The sequence below is a fragment of the Streptomyces sp. NBC_01224 genome, assembly GCF_036002945.1.
In the GTDB taxonomy this organism is placed as follows: Bacteria; Actinomycetota; Actinomycetes; order Streptomycetales; family Streptomycetaceae; genus Streptomyces.
The window spans coordinates 2,635,765-2,660,195 of the sequence record NZ_CP108529.1 but is presented as its reverse complement, the minus strand read 5'-3'; the positions used below and the strand labels follow the sequence as shown (position 1 = coordinate 2,660,195).

The window sequence follows — 24,431 nt, the reverse complement described above, 5'->3', positions numbered from 1 at the left end:
GAACGTGCGCAAGGGGCGCCCACCGCCGGTGGGCGCCCCTTGCGCACGCTTCTATGCTGCGTGCCGTCCCGGCCGCAGCGTCGTGCCGTTGGCCAGCCCCGCCGGGTCCAGGGACAGCGATGCGGCCGCGGTGGCGCCCACATCCGCGAGGCTGTCCGCGTCCGGCAGCAGTTCCACGCCGTCCGTGCCGGGCCGGTGGATCAGCACCGGCACGTACTCGCGGGTGTGGTAGGCGTGCCCGATCGTGGGGTCGTTCCCGTGGTCGCCGGTGACGATCAGCCGGTCGCCGGGGCTGTCGAGCAGCGCCACGAGCCCGGCGAGCCCGGAGTCCACCTGCTCCAGGAGGTGTCCGTAGCACTCGGTGTCCTGCTGGTGCCCCGCCAGGTCGGTCTCCTGGACGTTGGCGACGACGAGCGCGTCGCCGGGGGCGCGTACCGCTTCGAGGGTGTGGGAGAGCACGTCGGCCGTCTTCACGGCCGGGTGTCGCCGCGCCGCCTCGCAGGCCAGGATGTCGGCGGCCTTCCCCACCAGGGTGACCGGGATGCCCGCGCGGGCGGCCAGACCGGGGAGCTGGCGGGTGTGGTCGAGCTCGGCGCCCAGGTGCTGAACTTCCAGGCCGCCGTTGCGGTAGAAGCCGGTGGCGGGGGTGTCGAGTCCGACGGTTCCCGCATCGCCGGGGCGCACGAACTGCCTCAGCGGGCCGTCCGCGTGGCCGCCGACCGCGATGACCCGGGCGACGGGCGCGACCGCGCGGACGGTACGGGCGACGGAGAGGATTCCGCCGGGGCCGTCGAAGGACAGGTCGTCCAGGCGGCCGGAGGCGTTCCAGTTGATCCCGGGGTCGGCCTCCAGGTTGTCGTGGACGAGGACCGTGCCGTCGACGACGAGGAGCGGCTTGCCGTCCAGCGGTTCGACGCGGTGGCCGGCCGCTTCGAGGGCGGCGGCCACCGCGGCCAGATGGTCGGCGAGCCGGGCCACGGTGACCCGGCTGAAGTCGGCGCCCATCATCGTCTGGTGGCCCGCGAAGGTGTCGGCGCCGGGATAGCCGAGCGCGGCGCGGCCCGCGGCGACGGGCAGATGGGTACGGCGGGCGAGGTCCTGGTGCGGGTGGACCAGGCCGAGACCCAGCGCGCCGAGCACGGGCAGGCGCAGCGGCCGGCCGAGGGCCACGCGGCAGTGGTCGAGGACGTGTCCGCAGGTGTCGGCGGTGAGATCGCCGGGGCGCAGGGTGCCCGCGTCGGGCATGGCGCCGATGCCGAATCCGTCGATGACGACGATGACGGTCTTGGCCATGGGTGCCTCCTATTCAGGGGTCGGCCTTACGACCTCGCCCGCGATTGTCAGCGGCGTCGCGGTGTCCGGGACCTCCGCCTCCGGCGTCGGCGACTGACGACAACGCCGAGGCGGAGGTCCCGGACGCCGCTCCCTCTCCCACTGCCAATCGTGGGCGAGGTCGTTACAGGGCCCGGCCCTGGGCGTCGTACAGCCCGCTCAGCCGGGGTGTGCCGGAGGCGAGTCCGGAGACGACGGCAACGGTCGAGCGCGTGACGAAGATCTGGGTACGGAAGGCGAGCAGTGCGGTGTCGCCGAGCCGGACGTCCTGGCCGTCGGCGGGAGCGTCGAGCAGCCGGTAGTAGTCGATGTTCTCGGCGGGTGCGTCCTGTACGCCGAGGCGTGCGCCGGTGCGCGGCAGCAGAGCGCTGCGGATGTGGGACCGGGCGTAGAAGCCGCCGCCGCGGATCGCCGGGCGGCCGTCGTCGAGGGTATGGGCGATCTCGCTGACGTACACGTACGCGGGCTTCTCGGGCTGCTGCGGGTCGAGGGCGTGCAGCGGGGTGGTGCCGGTGAGGGCGTGGCCGGGTTCGCCGTGGGTGGCGCCGAGTTCGGCGAGCAGCGGGAGGGACGCCATCGAGGTGGCGCTGGGGGCGCTCAGCTTCAGGTGTTCGTGTCCCCGGGCGGCCAGGACTTCTCGGGCCTTGAGGGCGAGCGCGAAGTTGGGGGTGGCGCGGGGGACGCCGGTTGCCGGGTCGCACAGGACGCAGGGGAAAGCGGTGACGCCCGCGATCCGGATGCCGGGCAGTTGCTCGGCCGCTTCGGCGAACGAGTCGAGGCGGCCGAGCGGGACGCCGCCCTCCTGGCCGGGGTAGACGGCGCCCTCGGCGCCTTCGAGGCGTACGAGAACGTCCTGGACGAAGCCGAGCCGCTGGGCGGTCTCGGACACGGCCCGGGCGTTGGCGAGGTCGAACACGGTGACGGTCTCGGGGCGCCAGGCCAGCATTTCGGGCAGTGCGCGGCGGGGGATCTGGACCAGGTGGCCGAGGTTGCCGGCCTGTGCGCCCGCGGCGTGCAGGGTGCGGGCCTCGGGTGGGTCGATGGCGGCGAACCTGGGGATGTGCCGGGCGACGGCCCTGATCAGCTCGGGGTTGCGGCCCAGCTGTTTGACGACGAACCAGAGGCCGATGCCGACCCGTTCGGCCTCGGCCGCCAGCAGCGCGGCGTTGGCCTCGACGCCGTCGAGGTCCATCACGTAGGTGTCGGGCGGGATCTCGCCGCGCCGGTGAAGGGTGGCCGCGGCGTCGACGAGCTCGGGGTTGCGGGTGAGCACGGTGTCGAGAAACACGGTCAGTCGTCCTTCGGGTCGTTCAACACGTCGAGCGAGCGGCGCAGGATGTCGATGACGAGATCCGCGCCCGCCCGCATCGGGTTGATGCGTACGGTCCAGTCGGCCAGCTCGGGGGAGTCGTCCAGGGCGGAGCTGGACATCCGGTAGAAGAGCGGCGCGATCTCGTAGCGCGAGTTGGAGCCGACGGGGTAGGGAGCGGCTCCGAAGCGGGCGGCGACGGCGGGCAGTTCCTTCGCGGCCGGCCGGTCGAGGCGGACGAGCAGGCAGCGGTCCTGGGCGTTGGCGATCCGTACCTCGGCGACGCCGTCCACTTCGCCCGCGGCCAGCCGCTCGGCGACCTCGGCGCCGACCCGGGACTGCACGGACCACATGACCGGTACGTGGGTGAGGGCGCGCAGGGCGTCGAGCGCCTGATGGCCCTGGACCTGTCCGCCGCCGGAGTAGTTGTCGCGGCGGATGCGCCCGACCAGATCGCGGGCGCCGACCACGATGCCGACGCCCTCTGGGCCGTGCAGTTTGAACAGGGAGAAGCAGGAGGCGTCGGCGCCGAGCTCCACCCCCGAGGCGGGGGTGCGCATGACGGCGTAGTTGTCGTCGACGAGGGTGCGGACTCCGGCGGACCGGCAGGCGGCGAGGACCTCCGCGGGGTCGTACGAGTCGGCGAGCCGCTGCCGGGTGTGCTGGACGTAGGCCCACCGGAACCGGCCGGACTCCAGGGCCTCGTGCAGCGCCCGCGCGTCGTTGAAGTCGACCTCGGCGGTCCGTACACCGATGCCGCGCAGCGTGACCTCGGTGGTGCGGTAGACAGGGGCCCGGTGGATGAGCAGCGGGTCGCCCGCCCGTACGGCGGCGCCCAGGGCGGCGCGGATCGCGCCGGTGCCCGCGCCCTGGACGAAGGCGGCGTCCTCGGCGCCGAAGAAGTCCGCGAGTACGGCTTCGACGCGGGCGGTGGTGCGGGGGCGGCCGAGACCTGGGACGACTCCGGCGTCCGCGTCGAAGAGCTGGGGGCCCTCGAAGTGCGCGGCGGTGGCCTCCAGGAGCCGGAACTGTCTGGCGATCGCGTCGTCCAGCTCCACCGTCGCGAGCGGGAAGGTCTGCGGAAGTACAGGGCTCATGGTCAGAACTCCTCCACGCGGGCGCCGGTCAGGAAGCAGAGCGGATTACGGCGGGTCATCAGGTCGATCAGGTCGTCGTCGACACCGGCCGCGCGGGCCTTGGGCAGGAAGCTCCGGAAGAGATGTCCGTATCCCCGGCCGCCCTCGTCGAGGAGGTAGCCGTGGCGGGAGATGTCGCAGCTGAGCAGCACCCGGTCGGCGTGCCCGGCCTCGACGAGGGCGAGCAGCAGTCGCAGCCGGGTGTCGTCGCTCTGGTAGCCGTCCTTGCCGACGGTGTCGAACGCGACGTACGCCCCGCTCGCCGCGAGCTCCTTGTGGACGGCGGGGTCGTCGAGCAGATCCTGGTGGCCGATGCTGATGCGATGGGCCGGCAGGCCCTCTCCGGTCAGCAGCTCCAGCTGGGCGATTCCGCCGCGGCCGAGCTGGGCGTGGGTGGCGACGGAGAGGCCGGTGGCGAGGGCGGCCCGCGCACTGGCGCGCAGCACCTTGGCCTCGGGCGTGGTCGGGGTGTCGCCGTGGCTGCCGATCTCGCCGAGAACACCGGGGCGGATGCCGGTGGCACCGATACCGCCGTCGATCTCCTGGACGAGCGCGCCGGTGAGCTCCTCGACGCTGCTGCCGTCGATCTCGGGGGTGTGGAACGGTTCGTAGTACCAGCCGGTCGCGGCTACGACGGCGATACGCGCGTCCCGGGCGATGCGGGCCAGGGCGCGTACGTCGCGGCCCATGCCGCGGCAGGTCAGCTCGACGACGAGGGAGAGACCGAACTCGGCGCGCAGCGCGGCGAGCTCGGCGGTGACCGCCGCGGAGTGGAGTTCCGGGTCGAGGACGGCCGCGCCGTCGCCCTTGTGGTCCAGGTCGAGGACGAGGTGCTCATGGGCGAGGGCGGGGCCGGCCACGGAATCGGCTGCGAGATCGCCGACGACGGTGCGCAGGACGGGCGGTGCGGGGTGGTTCATCGTGGGGGGTTCCTTCTTCGTGTACGTACCCGGCCTCAGCCCTTGATCGGGGTGAACAGGTCGAGCCAGTACAGGACGTTGAGGAGGATGCCGCCGACGATCACCGCGGCGGGAGCGGCGGCCATCTTCACGACCGGCCGGCCCATCGCCTCGTTCAGCAGGTAGAGCCCGCCGACGACGAGGATGCCGAGTCCGCCGCCCATGGCGTTGGCGGCCATCAGCGAGCCGAAGAGGATCGCGAGCTGCAGGGTGTCCCCGATGGCGCTGCGCAGGTGTTCCGAGGAGTCACGGACGCTGGGGAGCTTGCCGAGGACCTTGCCGATGTACGAGAGGGCCAGGACCTCGGCGGCGAAGACGACGGCGCCGACGACCGCTGCCAGGAACGGGTTCGGCATCAGATAGCCGATCGGGTACACCAGCGTGAATCCCGCGATGCCGTACGCGCCGGAGGCCAGCGCGGTCGTCGCGATCAGCGGGATGAAGCCGAAGACCCGGTAGAAGTCGACCTGGGCGGCCTCGGAGTACTGCCCCTTGGCGATCAGGAAGCTGGTCGCTTCGCCGCCGCCGAATATGTGCATCTGGGCCAGCACGCAGACTCCGGCGCCGAGCACCATGAACAGCGGGAGGTACTTGCGCAGGCGGGCCGCGCTGGCGCTGAAGAGCGAGGCCATCGGGTCGTCCTCCAGGACGACCTCGGTGACACCCGCGGCCCGGTCGGCCCTGCGCTGTTTCATGTCCTTGGCGACGGCCAGGGCGATCAGCATCAGCACGCCGACGGCCATGGCCAGCGCCCCGGCGAACATCTTCGGCCAGACCTTCATGGTCATGACCACCAGGGCGAGTTCCAGGACTCCGGCGATGCTGCCCCACTTGCGGCCGAACTGCTTGGTGATGGCGAGCACCGGGAACAGCGTGAAGAGGAAGAGGATCGGCGTCGACATCTGCTGCATGGCGGTGATGAAGTCGACGGGCAGGTCGTGCGCGACGTTGTTGGCGCCGTTCAGTCCGAAGACGACGACCGCGCCCCAAGCGCCGCCGAGGATCGGCGCGAGCCACTTCTTCGGCGCGAGCATGCCGAGGATGTCGGTGGGCAGGAAGACGAGCCACGGGTTGAGCACGCCGGTGGAGAGTGCCATCGGGGCGCCGAGTCCGAAGATGAACCCGGCGGAGAGGCCGAAGGAGACCGCCGTCGTGGCGCTGCGGGTGGTGCGCCCCTGGATGAAGTCCAGCAGGAACGGACGTACGCCGTCGTTGAAGACGGCCAGAGCCATGTGCGAGATGTATGCCGTCAGCGCACAGAGGGCTATTACGGTCAGTTGCTGGGCCAGCGTGAAATCAAGGCTGGTACCGGCGGCGAGTGTGGTGCTCACGAATCACTCCTTCGTGCCCGGGACGGGGAGATGCGGCCGGGTCAGCCGCGGGCGGCGATGGCGCGCGCCATGAGTGGGGCGATGGCGTCGATCTGGTCCATCGAGAAGCCGAAGACCTTCTTGCCGTCGGCGATCAGGGCGCTGATCGCCTCCTCGGTGGGCACGCTGCGGCCGAAGGTGTGGCAGGCGGCGCTGCCCATGAGGCCGACGAGGACGCCGAGGGAGGCACCGGCACCGGTGTGGCACGTACCGAGGAAGTAGTCGGCCTGCCCGACACGGAGCTTCATCGCTGCGTCCATGTCGCTGGAGGTGACGACGTCGAGGGAGTCGATCCCGAGCTTGCCGATGGCCTGGGCGACCTCGACCTTGCCGACTCCGCCGGTGAGGATCTTCGTCATGGCTGTCTCTTCTCTCTGTGTCTGTTTCCGCGTGCCGGGGCGTGTCTGTTCCGTGCGCCGGGACCGGTCACGAAGTGGGGGTGGCCGGTGACTGCTGGGCCAGGACGGCGAGGTGCATGCCGAGGAAGTTGACCTCCGAGTCGGGGAGCGCGGCGCCGAGCTCCCGCTCGGCCCGCGCGGATACGGCGCGGGCGCGTTCGACGGCGTCGGGGTGTCCGGCCAGCTCGGCGGCGACCTGGTCGTCGGTGAGGAACTGTTCGATCGGTTCGCCGTCGAGCAGCCGGGTGAGCGCCATCATCAGATGGCTGGTCAGCATGCCCGCGGTCGCTTCGGTGACGGTGCGGCCGTCGGCTTCGAGGGCGGTCAGCTCGGCGGCGACGAAGTCGGCCACCTCGGGCCGGACCTGACCGCCTTCGCGGAAGAGCTGGATCCGCAGTGCGAGCTGGTCGTCCATGGTGATCCTCCTAAAATCAACAGTAACCAGGATTCTGTATTTTGATCACGGGCGTCCCGCGAGATCTACGTCACCCGACCCGCCGGTCAGTACGAGGGCACGCGCTCGCCCCGCAGTACTTCGCTCTGCAGCCGGGTCACCAGGGACAGGTCGAGCGAGTCCCGGACCGCGGCGAGGGCCTTCGCCCCGTCGGTCCGGCCGATGACGGCAGCACTGGAGTTGCGCAGCGACAGCTCCCGGGTGACCTCGTCGCCGAGCGGGAGCACGTCGACGCCGAGCCCGAGCCGGTCCTGCACCTCGTCCAGGTTCCAGACGGTGGCGTCGACCTCGTTGCGGGCGAAGAGATCACGCAGCTGCATGTACGAGACCTCCAGCCATTCGATGTCCTGCCGGCCGGCGAAGACCCGCTCCACGAGCATCCGCAGATCCTCGGATGCGTGGTCGACGGCCACCCGCAGCCCGGGGGAGTCCAGGTCGACGCCGTGCCGCAGCAGCATGCCGTGCGCGCCGACGTAGGTGGCGGGGCCCAGGTCGGCGACCAGCTCCACCGGGTGCTCGGCGATCAGCTGGTCGGCCGCGAAGCGGGACAGGACGACGAGGTCGACCTTGCCCTCCAGCAGCGCGGCCGTACGGGCTCCGGCGCCCCGCATGAACGTGATCGCGAACGGGGCGCCCGCCTTCTCGAAGGCGCCGCGCAGCCCGGTCGCCAGGCCTTCGTACCTGCGTGAGTACGGGAGCGGCATCGCGGCGAGCAGTGTGCCGAGTCCGGACAGCCGCCAGAGGACGGAGCGGTCCGAGCGGACGAGGAACGTGCCCAGATGGCCGCGGGCGGTCGTCTCGATCGCCCCGGAATCCTCCAGCAGTTGCAGGGCCGCCTGAACGGTCCCGTTTCCGCAGCCCAGCTCCTCGGCGAAGTCGCGCACTCGGGGCAGGCGGGTGTCCGGCTCATGGTTGAGCAGCAGGACGGCGAGCTGCCGGGCGGCGAGGCCGTTCCGGGTGAGGAAACGGTCATCGAAATCGTTCACGAATCAAACAGTAAACAGGATTCTGGATATTGACAAGGGGTTCGCAAGGGACTCATCCGTCGGGCGCCGCTTCCCTCTGTGGGCCCACTGAAAGGGTCCACGGGGAGCTTTGGGTCGGTTTCTCATCTAATGTCACATTCACTGGCTGTCGGCAGAGGAGCGCGCGTGACCACCCCCGTACCTCCCCGCGATCGAACCGATCAGCCGTGGCGCTCCGAGGGCGCACCGCCGCCCCCACCGCCGGGCCGCAAGATGCCGGGAGGCTGGGGCGGGCTGCTGCTGACCGCGCTCGCCGTATATCTGATCGCCAATCTGGTGCTGTCCTTCTTCAACGGGGCGGAGGAGCGGACGATCGCGTACACGGAGTTCAGCAAACAGGTCACCTCGGGCAATGTCTCCAAGATCTACTCCAAGGGCGATGCCATCCAGGGACAGCTCAAGAAGGAGGCGAAGGTCCCGGGGAGCGACAAGAAATACACCAAGTTCGTCACTCAGCGGCCTGCCTTCGCGGACGACAACCTCTGGGCCGAACTGGTCAAGGGCGACGTCACGGTCACCGCCGAGCCGGTCGTCCAGCAGCGCAGCTTCCTCGCGAATCTGCTGATCTCGCTGGCCCCTATGCTGCTGCTCGTCCTGCTCTGGGTGTTCATCGCCCGGCGGATGTCCAGGGGCATGGGCGGCGGGATGGGCGGCTTCGGGCGCAAGGCGCCGCCCAAGCCCGTCGAGCTGGAGGGCGGGAAGCGCACCACCTTCCAGGACGTGGCCGGGATCGACGAGGTCGAGGGCGAGCTCAACGACGTCGTGGACTTCCTCAAGAACCCGCAGGCGTACCGGAAGATGGGCGCCCGGATGCCCGGGGGAGTGCTCCTCGCCGGACCGCCCGGCACCGGCAAGACACTTCTCGCACGGGCCGTCGCGGGTGAGGCCGGGGTGCCGTTCTTCTCGGCATCGGCCTCCGAATTCATCGAGATGATCGTCGGCGTCGGCGCGAGCCGGGTGCGGGAACTCTTCGCGGAGGCACGCAAGGTCGCCCCCGCCATCGTCTTCATCGACGAGATCGACACCATCGGCCGGGCTCGTGGCGGCGGTTCCGGCATGGGCGGCCACGACGAGCGCGAGCAGACGCTCAACCAGATCCTCACCGAGATGGACGGTTTCTCCGGTTCGGAGGGCGTCGTCGTCCTCGCCGCCACCAACCGCGCCGACGTCCTCGACCCCGCCCTCACCCGGCCCGGCCGCTTCGACCGGATCGTTCAGGTGAGCCCGCCGGACAGAGGCGGCCGAGAGGCGATCCTGGAGATCCACACCCGGCAGATCCCGCTTGCCGAGGATGTGAACCTGGCCCAGGTCGCCGGTACGACCCCCGGTATGACGGGCGCCGATCTCGCCAACCTGGCCAATGAGGCCGCGCTGCTCGCGGTCAAGCGCGGGCAGTCCGAGGTCGGCCAGTCCGATCTCTCGGACGCCCTGGAGAAGGTCCAGCTGGGGGCGGAGCGCTCACTGGTCATGTCGGACGAGGAACGCCGCAGGACCGCGTACCACGAGAGCGGGCACGCCCTGCTCGGCATGGTCCAGCCGGGCGCCGACCCGGTCCGCAAGGTCACCATCGTGCCGCGCGGCCGGGCCCTGGGCGTCACCATCTCGACGCCGGACGCCGACAAGTACGCGTACACCGAGGAGTATCTGCGTGGCCGCATCATCGGTGCGCTCGGCGGCATGGCTGCCGAGCAGGTGGTCTTCGGCATGGTCACCACAGGTGCGGAGAGCGACCTGGAACAGGTCACCAACCTGGCCCGCGGCATGGTCGGCCGCTGGGGCATGAGCCACAAGGTGGGCAGGCTGACGGCGATCCCGAGCGATGCACAGCAGGCGTACGGACTCTCCGCAGCCCCGGCGACGCTCGACGCGGTGGACGGCGAGATGCGGCGCATCGTCGACGAGTGCTACGAGGTGGCGTGTCGGCTCCTGGGCGAGAACCGGGACAGGCTGGACTCGCTGGCCGCGGCGCTGCTGGACAGCGAGACGCTGGACGAGGCCGCGGCCTACCGTGCGGCCGGTATCACCCGTCTGGGCAAGTAGCGGCCGGTGCACATGAGGTTCACGGAACGGCTCAGGTGGTGCACACGAGATAGCGGAAGACGTTCGGCATCCAGATCGTGCCGTCCCGGCGCCGGTGCGGGTGCAGGGCCTCCGCGACCTCTTTGGCCACCTGGTCCCGGTCCGTCGCCCGCACCGCCGTATCGAAGAGCCGCGTCGACAGCAGCCCCCGCACCGCACTGTCCATGTCCGCGTACCCGAACGGGCACGCGACCCGGCCGGAGCCATCCGGATTCAGACCGGCCCGGAACGCCACTTCTTCCAGATCGTCCCGGCTCCACGGCCGCCAGCCGCCCGTGCGCGGCGCCCGCGACCCGTCGGAGAGCCGGCCCGCCACCCGCAGCACCGGCGCCGTCGCGCACCGCTCCGGCGGACCCCACCCGGTCAGTACGACCGTGCTGCCCCGGGCGGCCAGCGGTACGGCGGACCGCAGCGCGTCCACGAGCCCTTCCCCGTCGCCGGGCGAGCAGCCGATCGGGGTGAACGCGGTGAGCAGGTTGTACGGCGTTCCGTCGGCAGGGGCGGCCGCGGACGGATCGCCGTCCAGGAGCCGCGGATGCCCGGTCGGCGGCCCGGGGTCGCTCCCCGGACCGGGCAGCAGCCGGGCCCGGGCGAGTGCCAGCCGTTCGGGGTCGGTGTCGACGCCGGTGACGAGCGCTCCGCGCGCGGCCGCGATCAGCAGCGCGAGACCGGAGCCGCAGCCGAGGGAGAGCAGCCGGCTGCCGTTTCCCACTTCGAGCCGCTCGTACACCGCTTCGTACAGCGGTGCGAGCATCCGCTCCTGAATCTCGGCCCAGTCCCGGGCACGGTTACCGGAGTCCACCGGGGTGTCCGTGTGCGCGTAGCTGTGGTGCCGGACGAGCGTTGGTGTCATGGAAGCGCCCCAATCCGCCGAGAGGTCGGTCATGTCCGATCGGTCGTGCCCCGAGTGGATGTCCCCCTGTGCGTGTGCGCCCGCACCCCCCGTATGTCAGAGAACTGCGCATCCGCGCCCGCGTCCAGGGGGCTGATGGCAATGCTTTCGTGCTCCGGTGGTGAGCCCGTGGGGACGGCCCGTGGAAGCAGGGCCCGTCGCCCTGTGTGGTGGGCGGTATCGCCGTACGATGCGCGCCATGGCAAAGGCACCCGTTCTCACGCCCCAGGCCGAGGACTTTCCCCGCTGGTACCAGGATCTGATCAACAAGGCCGAACTCGCGGACAACGGTCCGGTGCGCGGCACCATGGTCATCCGGCCGTACGGATACGGCCTGTGGGAGCGGATGCAGCAGGAGATGGATGCCCGTATCAAACAGGCGGGCGCCCGGAACGCCTACTTCCCGCTCTTCATCCCCCAGTCTTACCTGACACGCGAAGCCGAGCACGTCGAGGGCTTCGAGCCGGAGCTCGCGATCGTGACCCACGCCGGTGGAAAAGAGCTCGAAGAGCCCGTGGTGGTGCGGCCGACGTCCGAAACGATCATCAACGAGTACTTCTCGAAGTGGGTGCAGAGCTACCGGGATCTGCCGCTGCTGATCAACCAGTGGGCGAACGTCGTGCGCTGGGAGATGCGCCCGCGGGTCTTTCTCCGTACGACGGAATTCCTCTGGCAGGAGGGCCACACCGCCCACGCCACCTACGAGGAGGCCCGGGAGTACGCGGCGTACATCCAACGGGACGTCTACGCGGACTTCATGGTCGAGGTACTCGGCATCGATGTGGTCCTCGGCCGCAAGACCCCCGCCGAGCGGTTCGCCGGGGCCGTCAACACCCTGACGCTCGAAGGGATGATGCGGGACGGCAAGGCCCTGCAGATGGGTACGAGCCATGAGCTCGGCACCAACTTCGCCAAGGCCTTCCACACCAGCTACCTGTCCAGGGAAGGCAGGCAGGAACTGGTCTGGCAGACCTCGTGGGGCTCGTCGACCCGCATGGTCGGCGGGCTGATCATGGCGCACGGCGACGATCACGGCCTCCGGGTGCCGCCGCGGCTCGCGCCCGTCCAGGCGGTCGTCCTCGCGATCAAGGGCGACGAGGCGGTGCTGACCGCGGTCCGGTCCATCGGGGAGCGGCTGCGCGCCGCGGGGATCAGGACCGAGGTCGACGACCGCACCGACACCCCGTTCGGCCGCCGCGCGGTCGACTGGGAGCTGAAGGGCGTGCCGGTACGGATCGAGATCGGCCCGCGCGATCTGGAGAACGGCACCGCGATGCTGGCCCGGCGTATCCCCGGCGGGAAGGAGCCGGTCGCGATCGAGGCCCTGCCCGCGCTGCTTCCGGCGGTTCTCGAGGAGGACCAGGCGACGCTGCTGAGGGAGTCCCGGAGCCGGCGCGAGTCGTCCACCAGCGAGGTCGCGTCCGTCGACGAGGCCGTGGAGGCGACGGCCGCGGGCGGCTGGGCGCGTATCGACTGGTCGGCCCTCGGCGCGGCGGGGGAGGCCCGGCTCGCGGAGCACGGGGTGTCCGTACGGTGTCTGGTCGCCGAGGACGGGTCGGTGCCGGACGCGGACGACGCCCCCGGTACTGTCGCCCTGGTGGCCCGTGCCTACTGACGCGGAGCCGCTCGGCACTCCGGCGTACGGTTGCCGCCTACGCGTCCGGGCGTACGGGTCGCTACGTACCACCTTGGTGTGAGCTGTGAGACTTCTCCGCAGATCTGCGCACCCGCCCTCGTCAGGACGCATCAACGGCAACTGACTGGTACGTGCAAATTATTTGGGATGGCCCGGAATCGGAACACCTGGGCACTCGCGCTCGTTGTCACGACGTGAGCACGACACCACCTGTACTTGCCGCAGAGCTGGCGCAGGCGTGGGCCGACATTCAGCGGTACCACCCCGAGCTGCCGGATCTAGCCGCGCCCGAGTCCCTGATCGGAGAGTCCTCGTCCGCCTGTGGCGCCGAGCTCTCCTTCGAACGACTGCTGCACGAGGCAGTCCATGGCATCGCCGCCGCGAGAGGTGTCCGCGACACCTCACGAGCCGGCCGTTACCACAACCGTCGATTCCTCGCGATCGCCGAGGAGCTGGGCCTCGACCATGCCGAGGAGCCCCACCCCAGCAGTGGCTTCTCGCTGGTCACGCTCAACCCCGAGGCCAAGCGCAGGTACCGCCCGACGATCGAGCGGCTGCAGCGCGCCCTCAAGGCGCATACGGTCGCCACCGCCGCCGACACCAAGCGTTCCTTCCGTGGCCCGGCCGCCCGGCACGGCTCCTCCGGCGGAGGCGTCCGCGTCAAGGCCGTCTGCGACTGCGGACGCAATGTGCGCGTCGTCCCGTCGGTCCTGGCGCAGGCTCCGATCGTCTGCGGTGGCTGCGGAAAGCCGTTCCGCATCCCGGAAGCCGCGGTCGCGGTGGGGTGACCCGATGTGGTGTGGCACAATGGCTAGCTGTACTCGACAGTCGCACAGGACCCCTCTCTCCTCCGGCTGACGCGTCCATCGGGCACCCGAGTACCGCAACCCCACGTGGCATCTTCGTTGTGCCCAACCACGTCATAGACCAGGAGACACCACTTCCGTGGCAGTCAAGATCAAGCTGAAGCGTCTGGGCAAGATCCGTTCGCCTCACTACCGCATCGTCGTCGCCGACTCCCGTACCCGCCGTGACGGCCGGGCCATCGAGGAGATCGGCCTGTACCACCCGGTGCAGAACCCCTCGCGCATCGAGGTCAACTCGGAGCGTGCGCAGTACTGGCTGTCTGTCGGCGCCCAGCCGACCGAGCCGGTTCTCGCGATCCTGAAGCTCACCGGTGACTGGCAGGCCCACAAGGGTCTCCCGGCCCCCGCGCCGCTGCTGCAGCCGGAGCCCAAGGCCGACAAGCGCGCCCTGTTCGAGGCCCTGGCCAAGGACACCGGCGAGGAGTCCAAGGGCGAGGCCATCACGCAGAAGGCGAAGAAGGCCGACAAGAAGGCGGACGAGGCTGCTGACGCCGCCGCGCCCGCCGAGTCGACCGAGGCCTGAGCATGCTCGAGGAGGCTCTCGAGCACCTCGTGAAGGGCATCGTCGACAACCCCGACGATGTGCAGGTCGCCTCGCGCAACCTGCGCCGTGGTCGCGTACTCGAGGTCCGGGTCCATCCCGACGACCTCGGTAAGGTGATCGGCCGCAACGGCCGCACCGCACGCGCACTGCGAACCGTCGTGGGCGCCATCGGCGGCCGTGGCATCCGCGTCGACCTCGTCGATGTGGACCAGGTTCGCTGACAGAGTTGAACACCGGCACGGGCCGGGGAGGGCCAATGCGCCCGCCCCGGCCCGTCGTCGTATGACAGGAGAGACACAAGGTGCAGTTGGTAGTCGCGCGGATCGGCCGTGCCCACGGCATCAAGGGCGAGGTCACCGTCGAGGTGCGTACGGACGAGCCGGAGCTGAGGCTCGCGCCCGGGGCCGTACTCGCCACCGAACCGGCCACCGCCGGACCGCTGACGATCGAGACCGGCCGGGTGCACAGCGGAAGGCTGCTGCTCCGCTTCGAGGGCGTACGCGACCGTACGGCTGCCGAGGCCCTGCGTAACACGCTCCTGATCGCCGAGGTCGACCCGGCGGAACTCCCCGAGGACCCCGAGGAGTTCTACGACCATCAGCTCATGGACCTCGACGTGGTCCTCGCCGACGGCACCGAGATCGGCCGGATCACCGAGATCACGCATCTGCCGTCCCAGGATCTCTTCATCGTCGAGCGGCCGGACGGCAGCGAGGTGATGATTCCGTTCGTCGAGGAGATCGTCACCGAGATCGATCTGGAGGAGCAGCGTGCGGTGATCACCCCGCCGCCCGGTCTGATCGATGAGAGCCAGGCCGTGATCGACTCCTCGCGCGACGAAGAGGGCGACGGGGACGAGGCGCCCGAGCCCGGGAGGGATGCCTGATGCGCCTCGACGTCGTCACGATCTTCCCGGAGTACCTGGAACCGCTGAACGTCTCGCTCGTCGGCAAGGCCCGCGCGCGCGGTCGCCTGGATGTGCACGTGCATGACCTGCGGGACTGGACGTACGACCGGCACAACACGGTCGACGACACCCCCTACGGCGGCGGCCCCGGCATGGTCATGAAGACCGAGCCGTGGGGCGAGGCGCTGGACGACGCCCTGGCGGGCGGGTACGAGGCCGGGGCGCACTCCCCGGTACTCGTGGTGCCCACACCCAGCGGCCGCCCGTTCACCCAGGAGCTCGCCGTCGAGCTCTCCGAGCGGCCTTGGCTGATCTTCACACCGGCCCGCTACGAGGGCATCGACCGGCGGGTGATGGACGAGTACGCGACCCGCATGCCGGTCGTCGAGGTGTCCATCGGGGACTATGTGCTGGCCGGCGGGGAAGCCGCGGTGCTGGTGATCACGGAGGCGGTGGCCCGACTGCTGCCCGGCGTGCTCGGCAACGCCGAATCGCATCGGGACGACTCCTTCGCCCCCGGCGAGATGGCCAATCTGCTGGAGGGACCCGTCTACACCAAGCCGCCCGAGTGGCGCGGCAGGGGCATCCCGGACGTCCTGCTCAGCGGTCACCACGGGAAGATCGCACGCTGGCGGCGGGACGAGGCGTTCCGTCGTACCGCGCTCAACCGGCCCGATCTCATCGAGCGCTGCGAGGCGAGCGGCTTCGACAAGAAGGACCGTGAGATCCTCTCCATCCTCGGCTGGTCCCCGGAGCCCGGTGGCCGATTTTGGCGCAGGCCCGAGGCCGTGGAAGAATAGGCCGCTGCTGTACGTCCGGCGTGCGCCCCTGCCACAGGGGGAACGACGCCCGCCCGACGCGATCAGCACCCCCATCTCCTTACTATCTCCCGTCGATGACCTGTGGCATCGGCGAAGAAAGCAGACAACATGGCTTCCCTGCTCGATGGCGTCAACGCCGCATCGCTGCGTACCGACGTCCCGGCGTTCCGCCCCGGTGACACCGTCAACGTCCACGTCCGAGTGATCGAGGGCAACCGCTCCCGTATCCAGCAGTTCAAGGGCGTAGTCATCCGTCGCCAGGGTTCGGGCGTCAGCGAGACCTTCACGGTCCGCAAGGTCTCCTTCAGCGTCGGCGTCGAGCGCACCTTCCCGGTGCACAGCCCGATCTTCGAGAAGATCGAGCTCGTCACCCGCGGTGACGTCCGTCGCGCCAAGCTGTACTTCCTCCGTGAGCTGCGCGGCAAGGCCGCGAAGATCAAGGAGAAGCGCGACAACTGAGCTGACTCCGAGGTCCACAGGACGGCCGGATAAGCTCTGGCCCCGATGGACACGGAAGCCAAGCCCTCGGAGCGCGACCGCTCCTCCGCACCCGCAGCAGGGTCGGAGGAGAGGTCGCGCTCCTCGCGTATTCCGGACCGGTTGACCGCCTCGATCTCGTGGCGGCGGACCGCCGCACTCGGAGCGGTCTGCTCGGTCTTCGTGCTGCTCCTCAGCGCCTTCGTGGTGCAGCCCTTCCTGATTCCCAGCGGTTCGATGGAGCCCACACTGCGAGTGGGGGACCGGGTGCTGGTCAATAAATTGGCGTACCGTTTCGGCTCCGTACCGCAGCGCGGCGATGTGGTGGTCTTCGACGGCACCGGATCGTTCGTGCAGGAAGCTCCCCAGGTGAATCCCGTCACCGGGCTGCTGCACGGTGTGGCAGCGTCCCTCGGGCTGGCAGAGCCTGCCGAGACCGACTACGTGAAGCGGGTGGTGGGCGTGGGAGGCGACCGGGTGGTCTGCTGCGACAAGCGCGGAAGGGTCGAGGTGAACGGCCGGCCGGTCGACGAGGGCTACCTGTATCCGGGAGATGCGCCGTCCGGGGTGCGCTTCGACATCGTCGTTCCCGACGGCACGCTGTGGATGATGGGCGACCACCGCAGCAATTCCCGCGACTCACGTGACCACCTGGGAGAACCGGGCGGTGGCATGGTCCCGGTCGACATGGTGATCGGCAGGGTGGACTGGATCGGCTGGCCGCCGGCCCGGCTGGGCTCGCTGCCGGACAGTGCCGCCTTCGCCGGTGTGCGGGCGACGGGCGGGGCCCATGGGTAACCGCGGGCGGCGGCAGGGCGGGTCCGACCCCGAGATACCGGTGCCGACCGGCAGCCGGCCGACGGCCACGCGCTCACTGCCGACCAGGGCGGAGCGGCGCAAGCTGGCCCGCAAGGTCAAGCGGCGGCGGCGCAGGTCGGCGGTGCGGGAGATCCCCCTTCTCATCACTGTGGCGCTGCTGATCGCGCTCGTGCTCAAGACCTTCCTGGTGCAGGCCTTCGTGATCCCGTCGGGGTCGATGGAGCAGACCATCCGGATCGGCGACCGGGTGCTCGTGGACAAGCTGACGCCCTGGTTCGGATCCAGGCCCCAGCGCGGCGATGTCGTCGTCTTCAAGGACCCGGGCCGCTGGCTGAAGCAGGAGAAGACCGGCAAGAAGAACCCGCCCGTCGTCGTCAAGCAGCTGAAGGAGGCACTGACCTTCATCGGGCTGCTGCCGTCCGACGACGAACAGGATCTGATCAAGCGGGTGGTCGCCGTCGGCGGCGACACGGTGAAGTGCTGCGACAAGGACGGCCGGATAACCGTCAATGGCGTGCCCCTCGATGAGCCCTATCTGCATCCCGGTAATCCGCCCTCCCTCATCAAATTCGAGGTAAAGGTTCCGGCCGGCCGGATCTTTGTGATGGGCGACCATCGGTCCGATTCGGCCGATTCGCGCTATCACCTGGACGAGCCGGAACACGGCACGGTTTCCGAGGACGAGGTCGTGGGACGGGCTGTGGTGATCGCCTGGCCCTTCGGTCACTGGCGAGAACTGGAGGAACCAGCGACATTCGACTCGATCCCTGACGCGCGCGCCGGGACGGCTGCTGCGTCGGGCCCGTCGAATAGTGTGTTGTCCAAGGATCCCAACGGAATGATCCCTCTCCCGACCCCTGCGGAACTCCCGCTCGTTATGGGAGTGGTGGGCCTGCACCGGCTAGGGCGCAGGCGGTGGCACGGAGTAAGGAGTGGATGTGGGGGATTTGGCGGTCGGCGCACGATCCGGACACGAGGAACCCGAGGACCGGCCGGACCATTCGGGGAATGCCGAGTCTGCCGGGACGACGGGCCGCACGGGGAGTGACGGCGACTCTCCGGAGGGCGCTGTTGGGGCCATGAGGAAGCCGCGCTCCTTCTGGAAGGAGCTCCCCCTGCTCATCGGTATCGCGCTGGTTCTCGCGCTGCTGATCAAGACGTTTCTGGTGCAGGCGTTCTCGATCCCCTCGGACTCGATGCAGGACACGCTCCAGCGGGGCGACCGGGTGCTGGTCGACAAGCTGACCCCTTGGTTCGGCGCGGAGCCCAAGCGCGGCGAGGTCGTGGTCTTCCACGACCCGGGCGGCTGGCTGGAGGAAACCCAGACGCCCAATCCGAATGTGGTGCAGAAGTTCCTCAGCTTCATCGGACTGATGCCCTCCGTCGAGGAGAAGGACCTGATCAAGCGGGTCATCGCCGTCGGCGGCGACACGGTGGAGTGCAAGGAGAACGGCCCTGTCGTGGTCAATGGCAAGGCCCTGGACGAGAAGTCGTTCATCTTCCCGGGTAACACGCCCTGCAACGACGAGCCGTTCGGCCCGATCAAGGTGCCTGAGGGCCGGATCTGGGTGATGGGTGACCACCGCCAGAACTCCCGCGACTCCCGATACCACCAGGAACTGCCGGGCAGCGGCACGGTCTCCAACGACGAGGTCGTCGGCCGGGCCATCGTCGTGGCATGGCCGATCAACCGCTGGGCGACCCTGCCGGTCCCGAACACCTTCGACCAGCCGGGCCTGAGTGCCGTGGCGGCCGCGGCGCCCGGTGCGATCGGCCTCGCCGCCGCCGTGCCGATCGTGATCTGGCGCAGGCGGGCCGGCCTGAATTCCGGACGGCAGAATTGACTGACGGACTGTCATGATCTTTTGATTCGCGTTGATTTGGCAGGATGCCGCCGTGAAGTCGTGATCAAAGCAACAGCAAAATTAGGTAGATGTGGAGTTGCTCGCAGGACTGCTCTTCATAGGATCTTGAAGACCGTTCAGTACAGCTGCTCAAGGGGGAAGATGTGGCACGTATTTCTCGGTTGAAGGTCATGGGCGCTGTTGCCGCGGCCGTCGTAGGCGTGGCAGTTGCGAGCTCTCCGGCTACCGCCGACACGGGGCACTCCTACGGTTACGGCTCCTGCACCCACACGTCCGACGGCTGGTTCATCAGCAACGGGGACACGCTGTACCTCAAGGACACGTGTGCGGACGGCTTCTCCGCCGCTCTCAAGGTCGACGTGGCGCCCATCAAGACGGGCGAGGGCTACGACTTCATGGTGTGGAACAGCAACGGCAACGGCACCACGAAGAAGGAAGACAGTCACAATTTCCCGGAGGGCGTGAAGATCTGCATCAAGGCCGGCCTCGGCCACCCGTCCACCGGTGAGATCGGCGGGTTCGCCTCCGGCTGGGTGTGTGGCACGACCTGAACCCGGTCCCCCGTCTCCGCTGGTCGGAGATGGGCCGGACAGCCCAGGCCGTCCGGTACGCGATAAAGGATGCTGGTGCCCGTGACGCGGGTACCAGATGGCACGATGAACCGCCCTCCGGTTGCTCGACGAGCACGCTGAGCAACCGGAGGGCGGTTGTCGGTGGTGGGTGGGCCGGGATGCCAGGCAGCCCGCAGACGGCAAGGTGGTCGGACAAGCAGTAGCCCTGGGGAACTCCCGCTCGTTGTTCGGGGCAGTGGGTCTGTGAATGGACAGGGCCCAGAGGGCAGGTGTGGACGCAGAGTGAGGACTGGATGTGAGCGACGTGGCTGCCGGTGCACGACCTGGACATGGAGAGCCCACGAAGAGGCCCGAGCAGCCCGCTGAGTCTGCCGTCGATCCTGAAGGAGAGACACGGGATCCAGACGCGCTCGCGAATGCCCACGCTGCGGACGGGGGCGGCAAGGGAGTAGGGAAGCAGCGTTCCTTCTGGAAGGAGCTGCCCCTGCTCATCGGTATTGCGCTGGTTCTCGCGCTGCTGATCAAGACGTTTCTGCTGCAGGCGTTCTCGATTCCGTCGGACTCGATGCAGGACACGCTGCAGCGTGGCGACCGGGTGCTGGTGGACAAGCTGACACCGTGGTTCGGCGGGGAGCCCGATCGTGGTGAGGTGGTCGTGTTCCATGATCCGGACAACTGGCTGGACGGGGAGCCGACTCCTGAGCCGAACGTGGTGCAGGACTTTCTGAGTTTCATCGGTCTGATGCCGTCGTCCAAGGAGAAGGACCTGATCAAACGGACGATCGCGGTCGGTGGCGACACCGTGGAGTGCGCGAAGGGTGGCCCGATCAAGGTCAACGGGAAGGCGCTCGACGAGCCGTACATCTTCCCAGGTGACACGGCGTGCGACGACATGCCCTTCGGGCCGCTCAAGGTGCCCGAAGGCAAGATCTGGGTGATGGGCGACCACCGGCAGAACTCCTGGGATTCGCGCTATCACACCGAGGATGCGACCAAGGGCTTTGTACCCGTCAAGGACGTCGTGGGGCGGGCCGTAGTGGTGGCGTGGCCGATCAACCGCTGGGCGACGCTGCCGGTCCCGGACACCTTCGACCAGCCGGGTCTGAGTGCCGCGGCGGCCGCGGCGCCCGGTGCGATCGGTATCGCCGGCGCTGTGCCGATCGTGATCCGGCGCAGGCGGAGGCTGACCAGCAGGCGTACCGCCGGGTAGGGTGCCGACTCGGATCAGCGATTGTCGATCTCCGAGGTGGGGGACGCTGGGATGAGTGGAACAGGACGTACGGATGGCGGCCACGGCCGGCTCGGCAGCATGCTGTCGGGGCTGGCCGTGGCCGTCGGCTGTGTGCTCTTCCTCGGCGGCTTCGCCTGGGGAGCCGTGGTGTACAAGCCGTACACCGTGCCGACCGAGTCGATGACACCGACGGTGCACGCCGGTGACCGGGTGCTCGCACAGCGGATCGACGGCAGCGAGGTGCACCGGGGCGACGTGGTGGTCTTCACCGATCCGGTATGGGGTGACATGCCGATGGTGAAGCGGGTTGTCGGGATCGGCGGCGACAAGATCGCCTGCTGCGACAAGGGCCGGCTCACCGTCAACGGCAAACCCATTGAGGAACCGTATCTGCAGACCAAGGGCCTCGCTTCGGTGAACGACTTCACCGCCGATGTTCCCAAGGGGCAGCTCTTCCTGCTCGGGGACGAGCGCAGCGCCTCGCTGGACTCCCGGGTCCACCTGGACGACCCGGGGCAGGGCTCCGTGCCGCGCAGCGCGGTGCAGGCCCGGGTGGACGCCATCGCCTGGCCGCTGGGCGGCATGGTCGGACGGCCGCGGATCTTCGCCTCCTTCCCCGGTGGGGTGTCGTCGCCCGGACCGCTGCGGCTGCAGCTCGGGGCCGTGGTGGCGGGTGTGGCGCTCATCCTCGTCGGTGCCGCATCCGGCCCGATCGCGGCACGGTCCGCGCGGTCGGCACGGAACAGGCGCGAAAGGGTGCCTGCCGGTGCGCGTTGAGGAGCGGAAGGTCGCCAGGGTGGTGCTCCTGGACCCTGATGACCGCATTCTCCTGATACACGGGTTCGAGCCGGAGGACCCCGAGAGCACCTGGTGGTTCACCCCCGGCGGCGGTCTGGAGGGCGACGAGACCCGGGAACAGGCCGCGCTGCGGGAGCTCGCGGAGGAGACCGGGATCACCGATGTCGAGCTGGGCCCGCTGCTCTGGCAGCGGATGTGCTCGTTCCCGTTCGACGGGCGACGCTGGAACCAGGACGAGTGGTACTTCCTGGCCCGTACGACGCAGACCGACACCGATACCAGTGGGCTGACCGGGCTGGAGCAGCGCAGCGTCGCGGGTCTGAGGTGGTGGACCTCCGCCGAACTGTCGGTGGCGCGTGAGACGGTGTACCCGACCAGACTCGCCGAGCTGCTGCGCACGCTGCTCGACGAGGGTCCTCCGCGTACGCCACTGGTTCTGGCTCCCGAAATCGCCTAAGTGCCCAGGGGCACCGGAGCCTGGCGCACAATGGGGGCACGTACGGCTGAAGGGGAACATGCCAATGAGCGCCGAGGACCTCGAAAAGTACGAGACCGAGATGGAGCTGAAGCTCTACCGGGAGTACCGAGATGTCGTCGGTCTGTTCAAATATGTGATCGAGACCGAACGGCGCTTCTACCTCACCAACGACTACGAGATGCAGGTGCACTCGGTTCAGGGTGAGGTGTTTTTCGAAGTATCCATGGCGGACGCCTGGGTCTGGGACATGTACCGGCCCGCACGGTTCGTCAAGCAGGTACGGGTGCTGACGTTCAAGGACGTCAACATCGAGGAGCTCAACAAGAGCGATCTCGAACTTCCGGGTGGCTGAGCCCTTTTTCCGGGGGATTGATTCCCACTTCCGGGTGGCTGAGTTATCCACAATCCCGGAGTTGTCCACCAAGATCCACCAGCTGGGACCGGACGCGTCAGAGTCGGTGCCGGAGGTGGTGCCGATATGAACGCACGGGGGGCACTCGGGCGGTACGGCGAGGATCTGGCGGCGCGGCTGCTGACCGACGCCGGCATGTCCGTACTGGAACGGAACTGGCGCTGTCGTGCCGGTGAGATCGACATCGTTGCGATGGACGGCGACGCACTCGTGGTCTGCGAGGTGAAGACCCGCAGGGCAGGTGCCTTCGAGCATCCGATGGCAGCCGTCACACCGGTCAAGGCTGAGCGGCTGCGGAGGCTGGCCGGGATCTGGCTCCACCGGCACGGCGGTCCGCCGCCCGGTGGGGTCCGGATCGACCTGGTCGGCGTCGTGCTGCCCAGGCGCGGAGCACCCGTCGCCCAGCATGCACGGGGGGTGGCCTGATGGGGTTCGCTCGGGCGTGTTCGGTGGCGCTCGTCGGCGTCGAGGGTGTGGTGGTGGAGGTCCAGGCGGACCTGGAGGCGGGGGTGGCCGCATTCACCCTGGTGGGGCTGCCGGACAAGAGCCTGGTGGAGAGCCGGGACCGGGTCAGGGCCGCGGTTGCGAACTCAGGGGCCGAGTGGCCGCAGAAGAAGCTCACGGTGGGCCTGTCACCGGCCTCCGTACCCAAAGGCGGCTCCGGTTTCGATCTGGCGGTTGCCTGTGCGGTGCTGGGCGCGGCCGAGCGGATCGACCCGGCCTCCATCGCCGATGTGGTGATGATCGGTGAGCTCGGGCTGGACGGCAGGGTGCGGCCGGTGCGCGGCGTGCTGCCTGCCGTGCTCGCCGCGGCAGAGGCCGGGTACCGCCAGGTCGTCGTGCCCGAGCAGACCGCGGGGGAGGCGGCGCTGGTGCCCGGGGTCTCGGTCCTCGGGGTACGGAGCCTGCGGCAGCTGATCGCGGTGCTCTGCGACGAGCCGGTGCCGGACGAGCGGCAGGCACACGACGAAGGGCGCCCCGACACCATGCTGGCCGGGCTGATGGTGCCCGGCGCGGGTATCGGCACCGGGCTCGCCCGGGTGCCCGGGCAGGGTGATGGCAACCCGCCGGATCTGGCGGATGTGGCGGGGCAGGAGCGGCCCCGCAAGGCGCTGGAGGTCGCCGCGGCGGGCGGTCACCACCTGCTGCTCTCCGGACCGCCGGGCGCCGGCAAGACCATGCTGGCCGAAAGGCTGTCGGCGATTCTGCCGATGCTGACCAGGAAGGAGTCCCTGGAAGTCACCGCGGTGCACTCGGTGGCAGGCATTCTGCCGCCGGGGGAACCACTGGTCACCCGGGCGCCGTACTGCGCACCGCACCACTCGGCGACCATGCAGTCGCTGGTGGGCGGGGGAAACGGGCTGCCGCGGCCCGGTGCGGTCTCTCTGGCCCACCGGGGCATTCTCTTTCTGGACGAGGCGCCGGAATTCTCCGTGCGGGCGTTGGATGCGCTGCGCCAGCCGCTGGAGTCGGGGCATGTGGTGGTGGCACGCAGCGCCGGGGTGGTGCGGCTGCCCGCCAGATTCCTGATGGTGCTGGCCGCCAATCCCTGCCCGTGCGGCCGGCACACCCTCAGCGGTGCCGGTTGCGAGTGCGCGCCCTCGATGGTCCGGCGCTATCAGGCCAGACTCTCCGGACCGTTGCTGGACCGGGTGGATCTGAGGGTGGTTGTCGACCCGGTCAGGCGCGAGGACCTGATGGGGCAGGGCGGCAGGGGTGAGTCGACGGCCACCGTCGCGGCCCGGGTCCGGGAGGCCAGGGCGCGGGCGGCGGACCGGTTGGCCGGCACCGTGTGGACCACCAACAGCGAGGTGCCCGGCCATGAGTTGCGGACCCGGCTGGTCGTGGCGCCGGGCGCGCTGATGGAGGCCGAACGGGACATGGAACGGGGCGCGCTCACCGCACGGGGCCTGGACCGGGTGCTCAGGGTGGCGTGGACGGTCGCCGATCTGCGCGGTGCCGACCGCCCGGACGCCTCCGACATCGCGGTGGCGCTGGAACTGCGGACCGGGATCCCACGGGGCGCCTTGACGAAGGCCGGAGCGTCATGA

The 24,431-nt window shown here is 69.5% G+C and carries 27 protein-coding genes; 18 read left to right on the top strand and 9 right to left on the bottom strand.

Annotation, left to right across the window (positions count from 1 at the left end; genetic code table 11):
- Positions 1-51: 51 nt before the first annotated feature.
- From OG609_RS11255 to yhfZ, 8 genes are all read right to left on the bottom strand, one after another.
- Entirely contained in the window at positions 52-1,293 is a 1,242-nt protein-coding gene (locus OG609_RS11255) for a phosphopentomutase (RefSeq protein ID WP_327272689.1), read from the bottom strand.
- Positions 1,294-1,456: 163 nt separating this feature from the next.
- The gene (locus OG609_RS11250; protein WP_327272688.1) at positions 1,457-2,620 is read right to left on the bottom strand and encodes an alanine racemase; all 1,164 of its coding nucleotides are present in this window, start codon (positions 2,618-2,620) and stop codon (positions 1,457-1,459) included.
- A gap of 2 nt (positions 2,621-2,622) precedes the next feature.
- On the bottom strand, positions 2,623-3,738 hold the full coding sequence (locus OG609_RS11245; RefSeq protein WP_327272687.1) for an aminotransferase class V-fold PLP-dependent enzyme: 1,116 nt from the start codon (positions 3,736-3,738) through the stop codon (positions 2,623-2,625).
- 2 nt (positions 3,739-3,740) lie between these two features.
- A complete protein-coding gene (locus OG609_RS11240; RefSeq protein ID WP_327272686.1) occupies positions 3,741-4,697 on the bottom strand; it encodes a phosphotriesterase family protein in 957 nt (318 codons plus the stop codon).
- 35 nt (positions 4,698-4,732) lie between these two features.
- On the bottom strand, positions 4,733-6,067 hold the full coding sequence (locus OG609_RS11235) for a YhfT family protein (RefSeq protein ID WP_327272685.1): 1,335 nt from the start codon (positions 6,065-6,067) through the stop codon (positions 4,733-4,735).
- Positions 6,068-6,108: 41 nt separating this feature from the next.
- A complete protein-coding gene (locus OG609_RS11230; protein ID WP_327272684.1) occupies positions 6,109-6,465 on the bottom strand; it encodes a DUF2620 domain-containing protein in 357 nt (118 codons plus the stop codon).
- 67 nt (positions 6,466-6,532) lie between these two features.
- Entirely contained in the window at positions 6,533-6,919 is a 387-nt protein-coding gene (locus tag OG609_RS11225; protein ID WP_327272683.1) for a PRD domain-containing protein, read from the bottom strand.
- An 86-nt stretch (positions 6,920-7,005) separates the two neighbouring features.
- Complete coding sequence (yhfZ, locus tag OG609_RS11220) at positions 7,006-7,944, bottom strand: GntR family transcriptional regulator YhfZ (protein WP_327272682.1); 939 nt, start codon at positions 7,942-7,944, stop codon at positions 7,006-7,008.
- Positions 7,945-8,109: 165 nt separating this feature from the next.
- On the opposite strand from yhfZ, the gene ftsH reads away from it, so the two are divergent.
- Positions 8,110-10,023, top strand: coding sequence for an ATP-dependent zinc metalloprotease FtsH (ftsH, locus tag OG609_RS11215; protein WP_327272681.1), 1,914 nt, complete (start codon positions 8,110-8,112; stop codon positions 10,021-10,023).
- A 31-nt stretch (positions 10,024-10,054) separates the two neighbouring features.
- Here ftsH and OG609_RS11210 read toward each other — a convergent pair whose 3' ends face one another.
- Positions 10,055-10,915, bottom strand: a complete 861-nt coding sequence (locus OG609_RS11210; protein WP_327272680.1) for a methyltransferase domain-containing protein — start codon at positions 10,913-10,915, stop codon at positions 10,055-10,057.
- A 238-nt stretch (positions 10,916-11,153) separates the two neighbouring features.
- On the opposite strand from OG609_RS11210, the gene proS reads away from it, so the two are divergent.
- From proS to OG609_RS11125, 17 genes are all read left to right on the top strand, one after another.
- Positions 11,154-12,569, top strand: coding sequence for a proline--tRNA ligase (gene proS, locus OG609_RS11205; RefSeq protein ID WP_327272678.1), 1,416 nt, complete (start codon positions 11,154-11,156; stop codon positions 12,567-12,569).
- A 215-nt stretch (positions 12,570-12,784) separates the two neighbouring features.
- Entirely contained in the window at positions 12,785-13,378 is a 594-nt protein-coding gene (locus OG609_RS11200) for a hypothetical protein (RefSeq protein WP_030928573.1), read from the top strand.
- Positions 13,379-13,535: 157 nt separating this feature from the next.
- Positions 13,536-13,979, top strand: coding sequence for a 30S ribosomal protein S16 (gene rpsP / locus OG609_RS11195; RefSeq protein ID WP_030928571.1), 444 nt, complete (start codon positions 13,536-13,538; stop codon positions 13,977-13,979).
- Positions 13,980-13,981: 2 nt separating this feature from the next.
- Entirely contained in the window at positions 13,982-14,221 is a 240-nt protein-coding gene (locus OG609_RS11190; protein WP_005311361.1) for an RNA-binding protein, read from the top strand.
- 80 nt (positions 14,222-14,301) lie between these two features.
- Positions 14,302-14,886, top strand: coding sequence for a ribosome maturation factor RimM (gene rimM, locus OG609_RS11185; protein WP_327272677.1), 585 nt, complete (start codon positions 14,302-14,304; stop codon positions 14,884-14,886).
- Complete coding sequence (gene trmD, locus OG609_RS11180) at positions 14,886-15,707, top strand: tRNA (guanosine(37)-N1)-methyltransferase TrmD (protein ID WP_266357523.1); 822 nt, start codon at positions 14,886-14,888, stop codon at positions 15,705-15,707. The genes rimM and trmD overlap by 1 nt, the downstream gene beginning before the upstream one ends.
- A 129-nt stretch (positions 15,708-15,836) precedes the next feature.
- Positions 15,837-16,187 (top strand): 50S ribosomal protein L19, encoded by a 351-nt coding sequence (gene rplS, locus OG609_RS11175; RefSeq protein WP_096626352.1) that lies wholly within the window; start codon positions 15,837-15,839, stop codon positions 16,185-16,187.
- 45 nt (positions 16,188-16,232) lie between these two features.
- Positions 16,233-17,003: a signal peptidase I gene (lepB, locus tag OG609_RS11170; protein ID WP_327272676.1), complete on the top strand. Its 771-nt coding sequence runs from the start codon at positions 16,233-16,235 to the stop codon at positions 17,001-17,003.
- Positions 16,996-18,072, top strand: a complete 1,077-nt coding sequence (gene lepB, locus OG609_RS11165; protein ID WP_327272675.1) for a signal peptidase I — start codon at positions 16,996-16,998, stop codon at positions 18,070-18,072. Before lepB (OG609_RS11170) ends, lepB (OG609_RS11165) begins: the two co-directional genes overlap by 8 nt.
- A complete protein-coding gene (gene lepB, locus OG609_RS11160) occupies positions 17,972-18,868 on the top strand; it encodes a signal peptidase I (RefSeq protein ID WP_327278008.1) in 897 nt (298 codons plus the stop codon). Before lepB (OG609_RS11165) ends, lepB (OG609_RS11160) begins: the two co-directional genes overlap by 101 nt.
- A 164-nt stretch (positions 18,869-19,032) precedes the next feature.
- Positions 19,033-19,440 carry a hypothetical protein gene (locus tag OG609_RS11155; RefSeq protein WP_327272674.1) on the top strand — a complete coding sequence of 136 codons (408 nt, stop codon included), beginning with the start codon at positions 19,033-19,035 and terminating at the stop codon, positions 19,438-19,440.
- A 325-nt stretch (positions 19,441-19,765) separates the two neighbouring features.
- Positions 19,766-20,671, top strand: a complete 906-nt coding sequence (gene lepB / locus OG609_RS11150; protein ID WP_327278007.1) for a signal peptidase I — start codon at positions 19,766-19,768, stop codon at positions 20,669-20,671.
- A gap of 51 nt (positions 20,672-20,722) precedes the next feature.
- Complete coding sequence (lepB, locus tag OG609_RS11145) at positions 20,723-21,469, top strand: signal peptidase I (protein ID WP_327272673.1); 747 nt, start codon at positions 20,723-20,725, stop codon at positions 21,467-21,469.
- Entirely contained in the window at positions 21,459-21,947 is a 489-nt protein-coding gene (locus OG609_RS11140; protein WP_327272672.1) for an NUDIX hydrolase, read from the top strand. The genes lepB (OG609_RS11145) and OG609_RS11140 overlap by 11 nt, the downstream gene beginning before the upstream one ends.
- A gap of 64 nt (positions 21,948-22,011) precedes the next feature.
- Positions 22,012-22,320 carry a DUF2469 domain-containing protein gene (locus tag OG609_RS11135; protein ID WP_003965949.1) on the top strand — a complete coding sequence of 103 codons (309 nt, stop codon included), beginning with the start codon at positions 22,012-22,014 and terminating at the stop codon, positions 22,318-22,320.
- A 126-nt stretch (positions 22,321-22,446) separates the two neighbouring features.
- Positions 22,447-22,806 carry a YraN family protein gene (locus tag OG609_RS11130; protein WP_093899088.1) on the top strand — a complete coding sequence of 120 codons (360 nt, stop codon included), beginning with the start codon at positions 22,447-22,449 and terminating at the stop codon, positions 22,804-22,806.
- Positions 22,806-24,431: a YifB family Mg chelatase-like AAA ATPase gene (locus OG609_RS11125; protein WP_327272671.1), complete on the top strand. Its 1,626-nt coding sequence runs from the start codon at positions 22,806-22,808 to the stop codon at positions 24,429-24,431. The genes OG609_RS11130 and OG609_RS11125 overlap by 1 nt, the downstream gene beginning before the upstream one ends.

Coding starts and splice junctions, on each gene's coding strand:
- proS (WP_327272678.1), top strand. CDS start 11,154: ATGGCAAAGGCACCCGTTCTCACGCCCCAGGCCGAGGACTTTCCCCGC.
- OG609_RS11245 (WP_327272687.1), bottom strand. CDS start 3,738: ATGAGCCCTGTACTTCCGCAGACCTTCCCGCTCGCGACGGTGGAGCTG.
- trmD (WP_266357523.1), top strand. CDS start 14,886: ATGCGCCTCGACGTCGTCACGATCTTCCCGGAGTACCTGGAACCGCTG.
- OG609_RS11225 (WP_327272683.1), bottom strand. CDS start 6,919: ATGGACGACCAGCTCGCACTGCGGATCCAGCTCTTCCGCGAAGGCGGT.
- OG609_RS11255 (WP_327272689.1), bottom strand. CDS start 1,293: ATGGCCAAGACCGTCATCGTCGTCATCGACGGATTCGGCATCGGCGCC.
- OG609_RS11210 (WP_327272680.1), bottom strand. CDS start 10,915: ATGACACCAACGCTCGTCCGGCACCACAGCTACGCGCACACGGACACC.
- OG609_RS11130 (WP_093899088.1), top strand. CDS start 22,447: ATGAACGCACGGGGGGCACTCGGGCGGTACGGCGAGGATCTGGCGGCG.
- rplS (WP_096626352.1), top strand. CDS start 15,837: ATGGCTTCCCTGCTCGATGGCGTCAACGCCGCATCGCTGCGTACCGAC.
- OG609_RS11125 (WP_327272671.1), top strand. CDS start 22,806: ATGGGGTTCGCTCGGGCGTGTTCGGTGGCGCTCGTCGGCGTCGAGGGT.
- OG609_RS11135 (WP_003965949.1), top strand. CDS start 22,012: ATGAGCGCCGAGGACCTCGAAAAGTACGAGACCGAGATGGAGCTGAAG.
- OG609_RS11190 (WP_005311361.1), top strand. CDS start 13,982: ATGCTCGAGGAGGCTCTCGAGCACCTCGTGAAGGGCATCGTCGACAAC.
- lepB (WP_327272675.1), top strand. CDS start 16,996: ATGGGTAACCGCGGGCGGCGGCAGGGCGGGTCCGACCCCGAGATACCG.
- OG609_RS11230 (WP_327272684.1), bottom strand. CDS start 6,465: ATGACGAAGATCCTCACCGGCGGAGTCGGCAAGGTCGAGGTCGCCCAG.
- lepB (WP_327272673.1), top strand. CDS start 20,723: ATGAGTGGAACAGGACGTACGGATGGCGGCCACGGCCGGCTCGGCAGC.
- lepB (WP_327272676.1), top strand. CDS start 16,233: ATGGACACGGAAGCCAAGCCCTCGGAGCGCGACCGCTCCTCCGCACCC.
- OG609_RS11240 (WP_327272686.1), bottom strand. CDS start 4,697: ATGAACCACCCCGCACCGCCCGTCCTGCGCACCGTCGTCGGCGATCTC.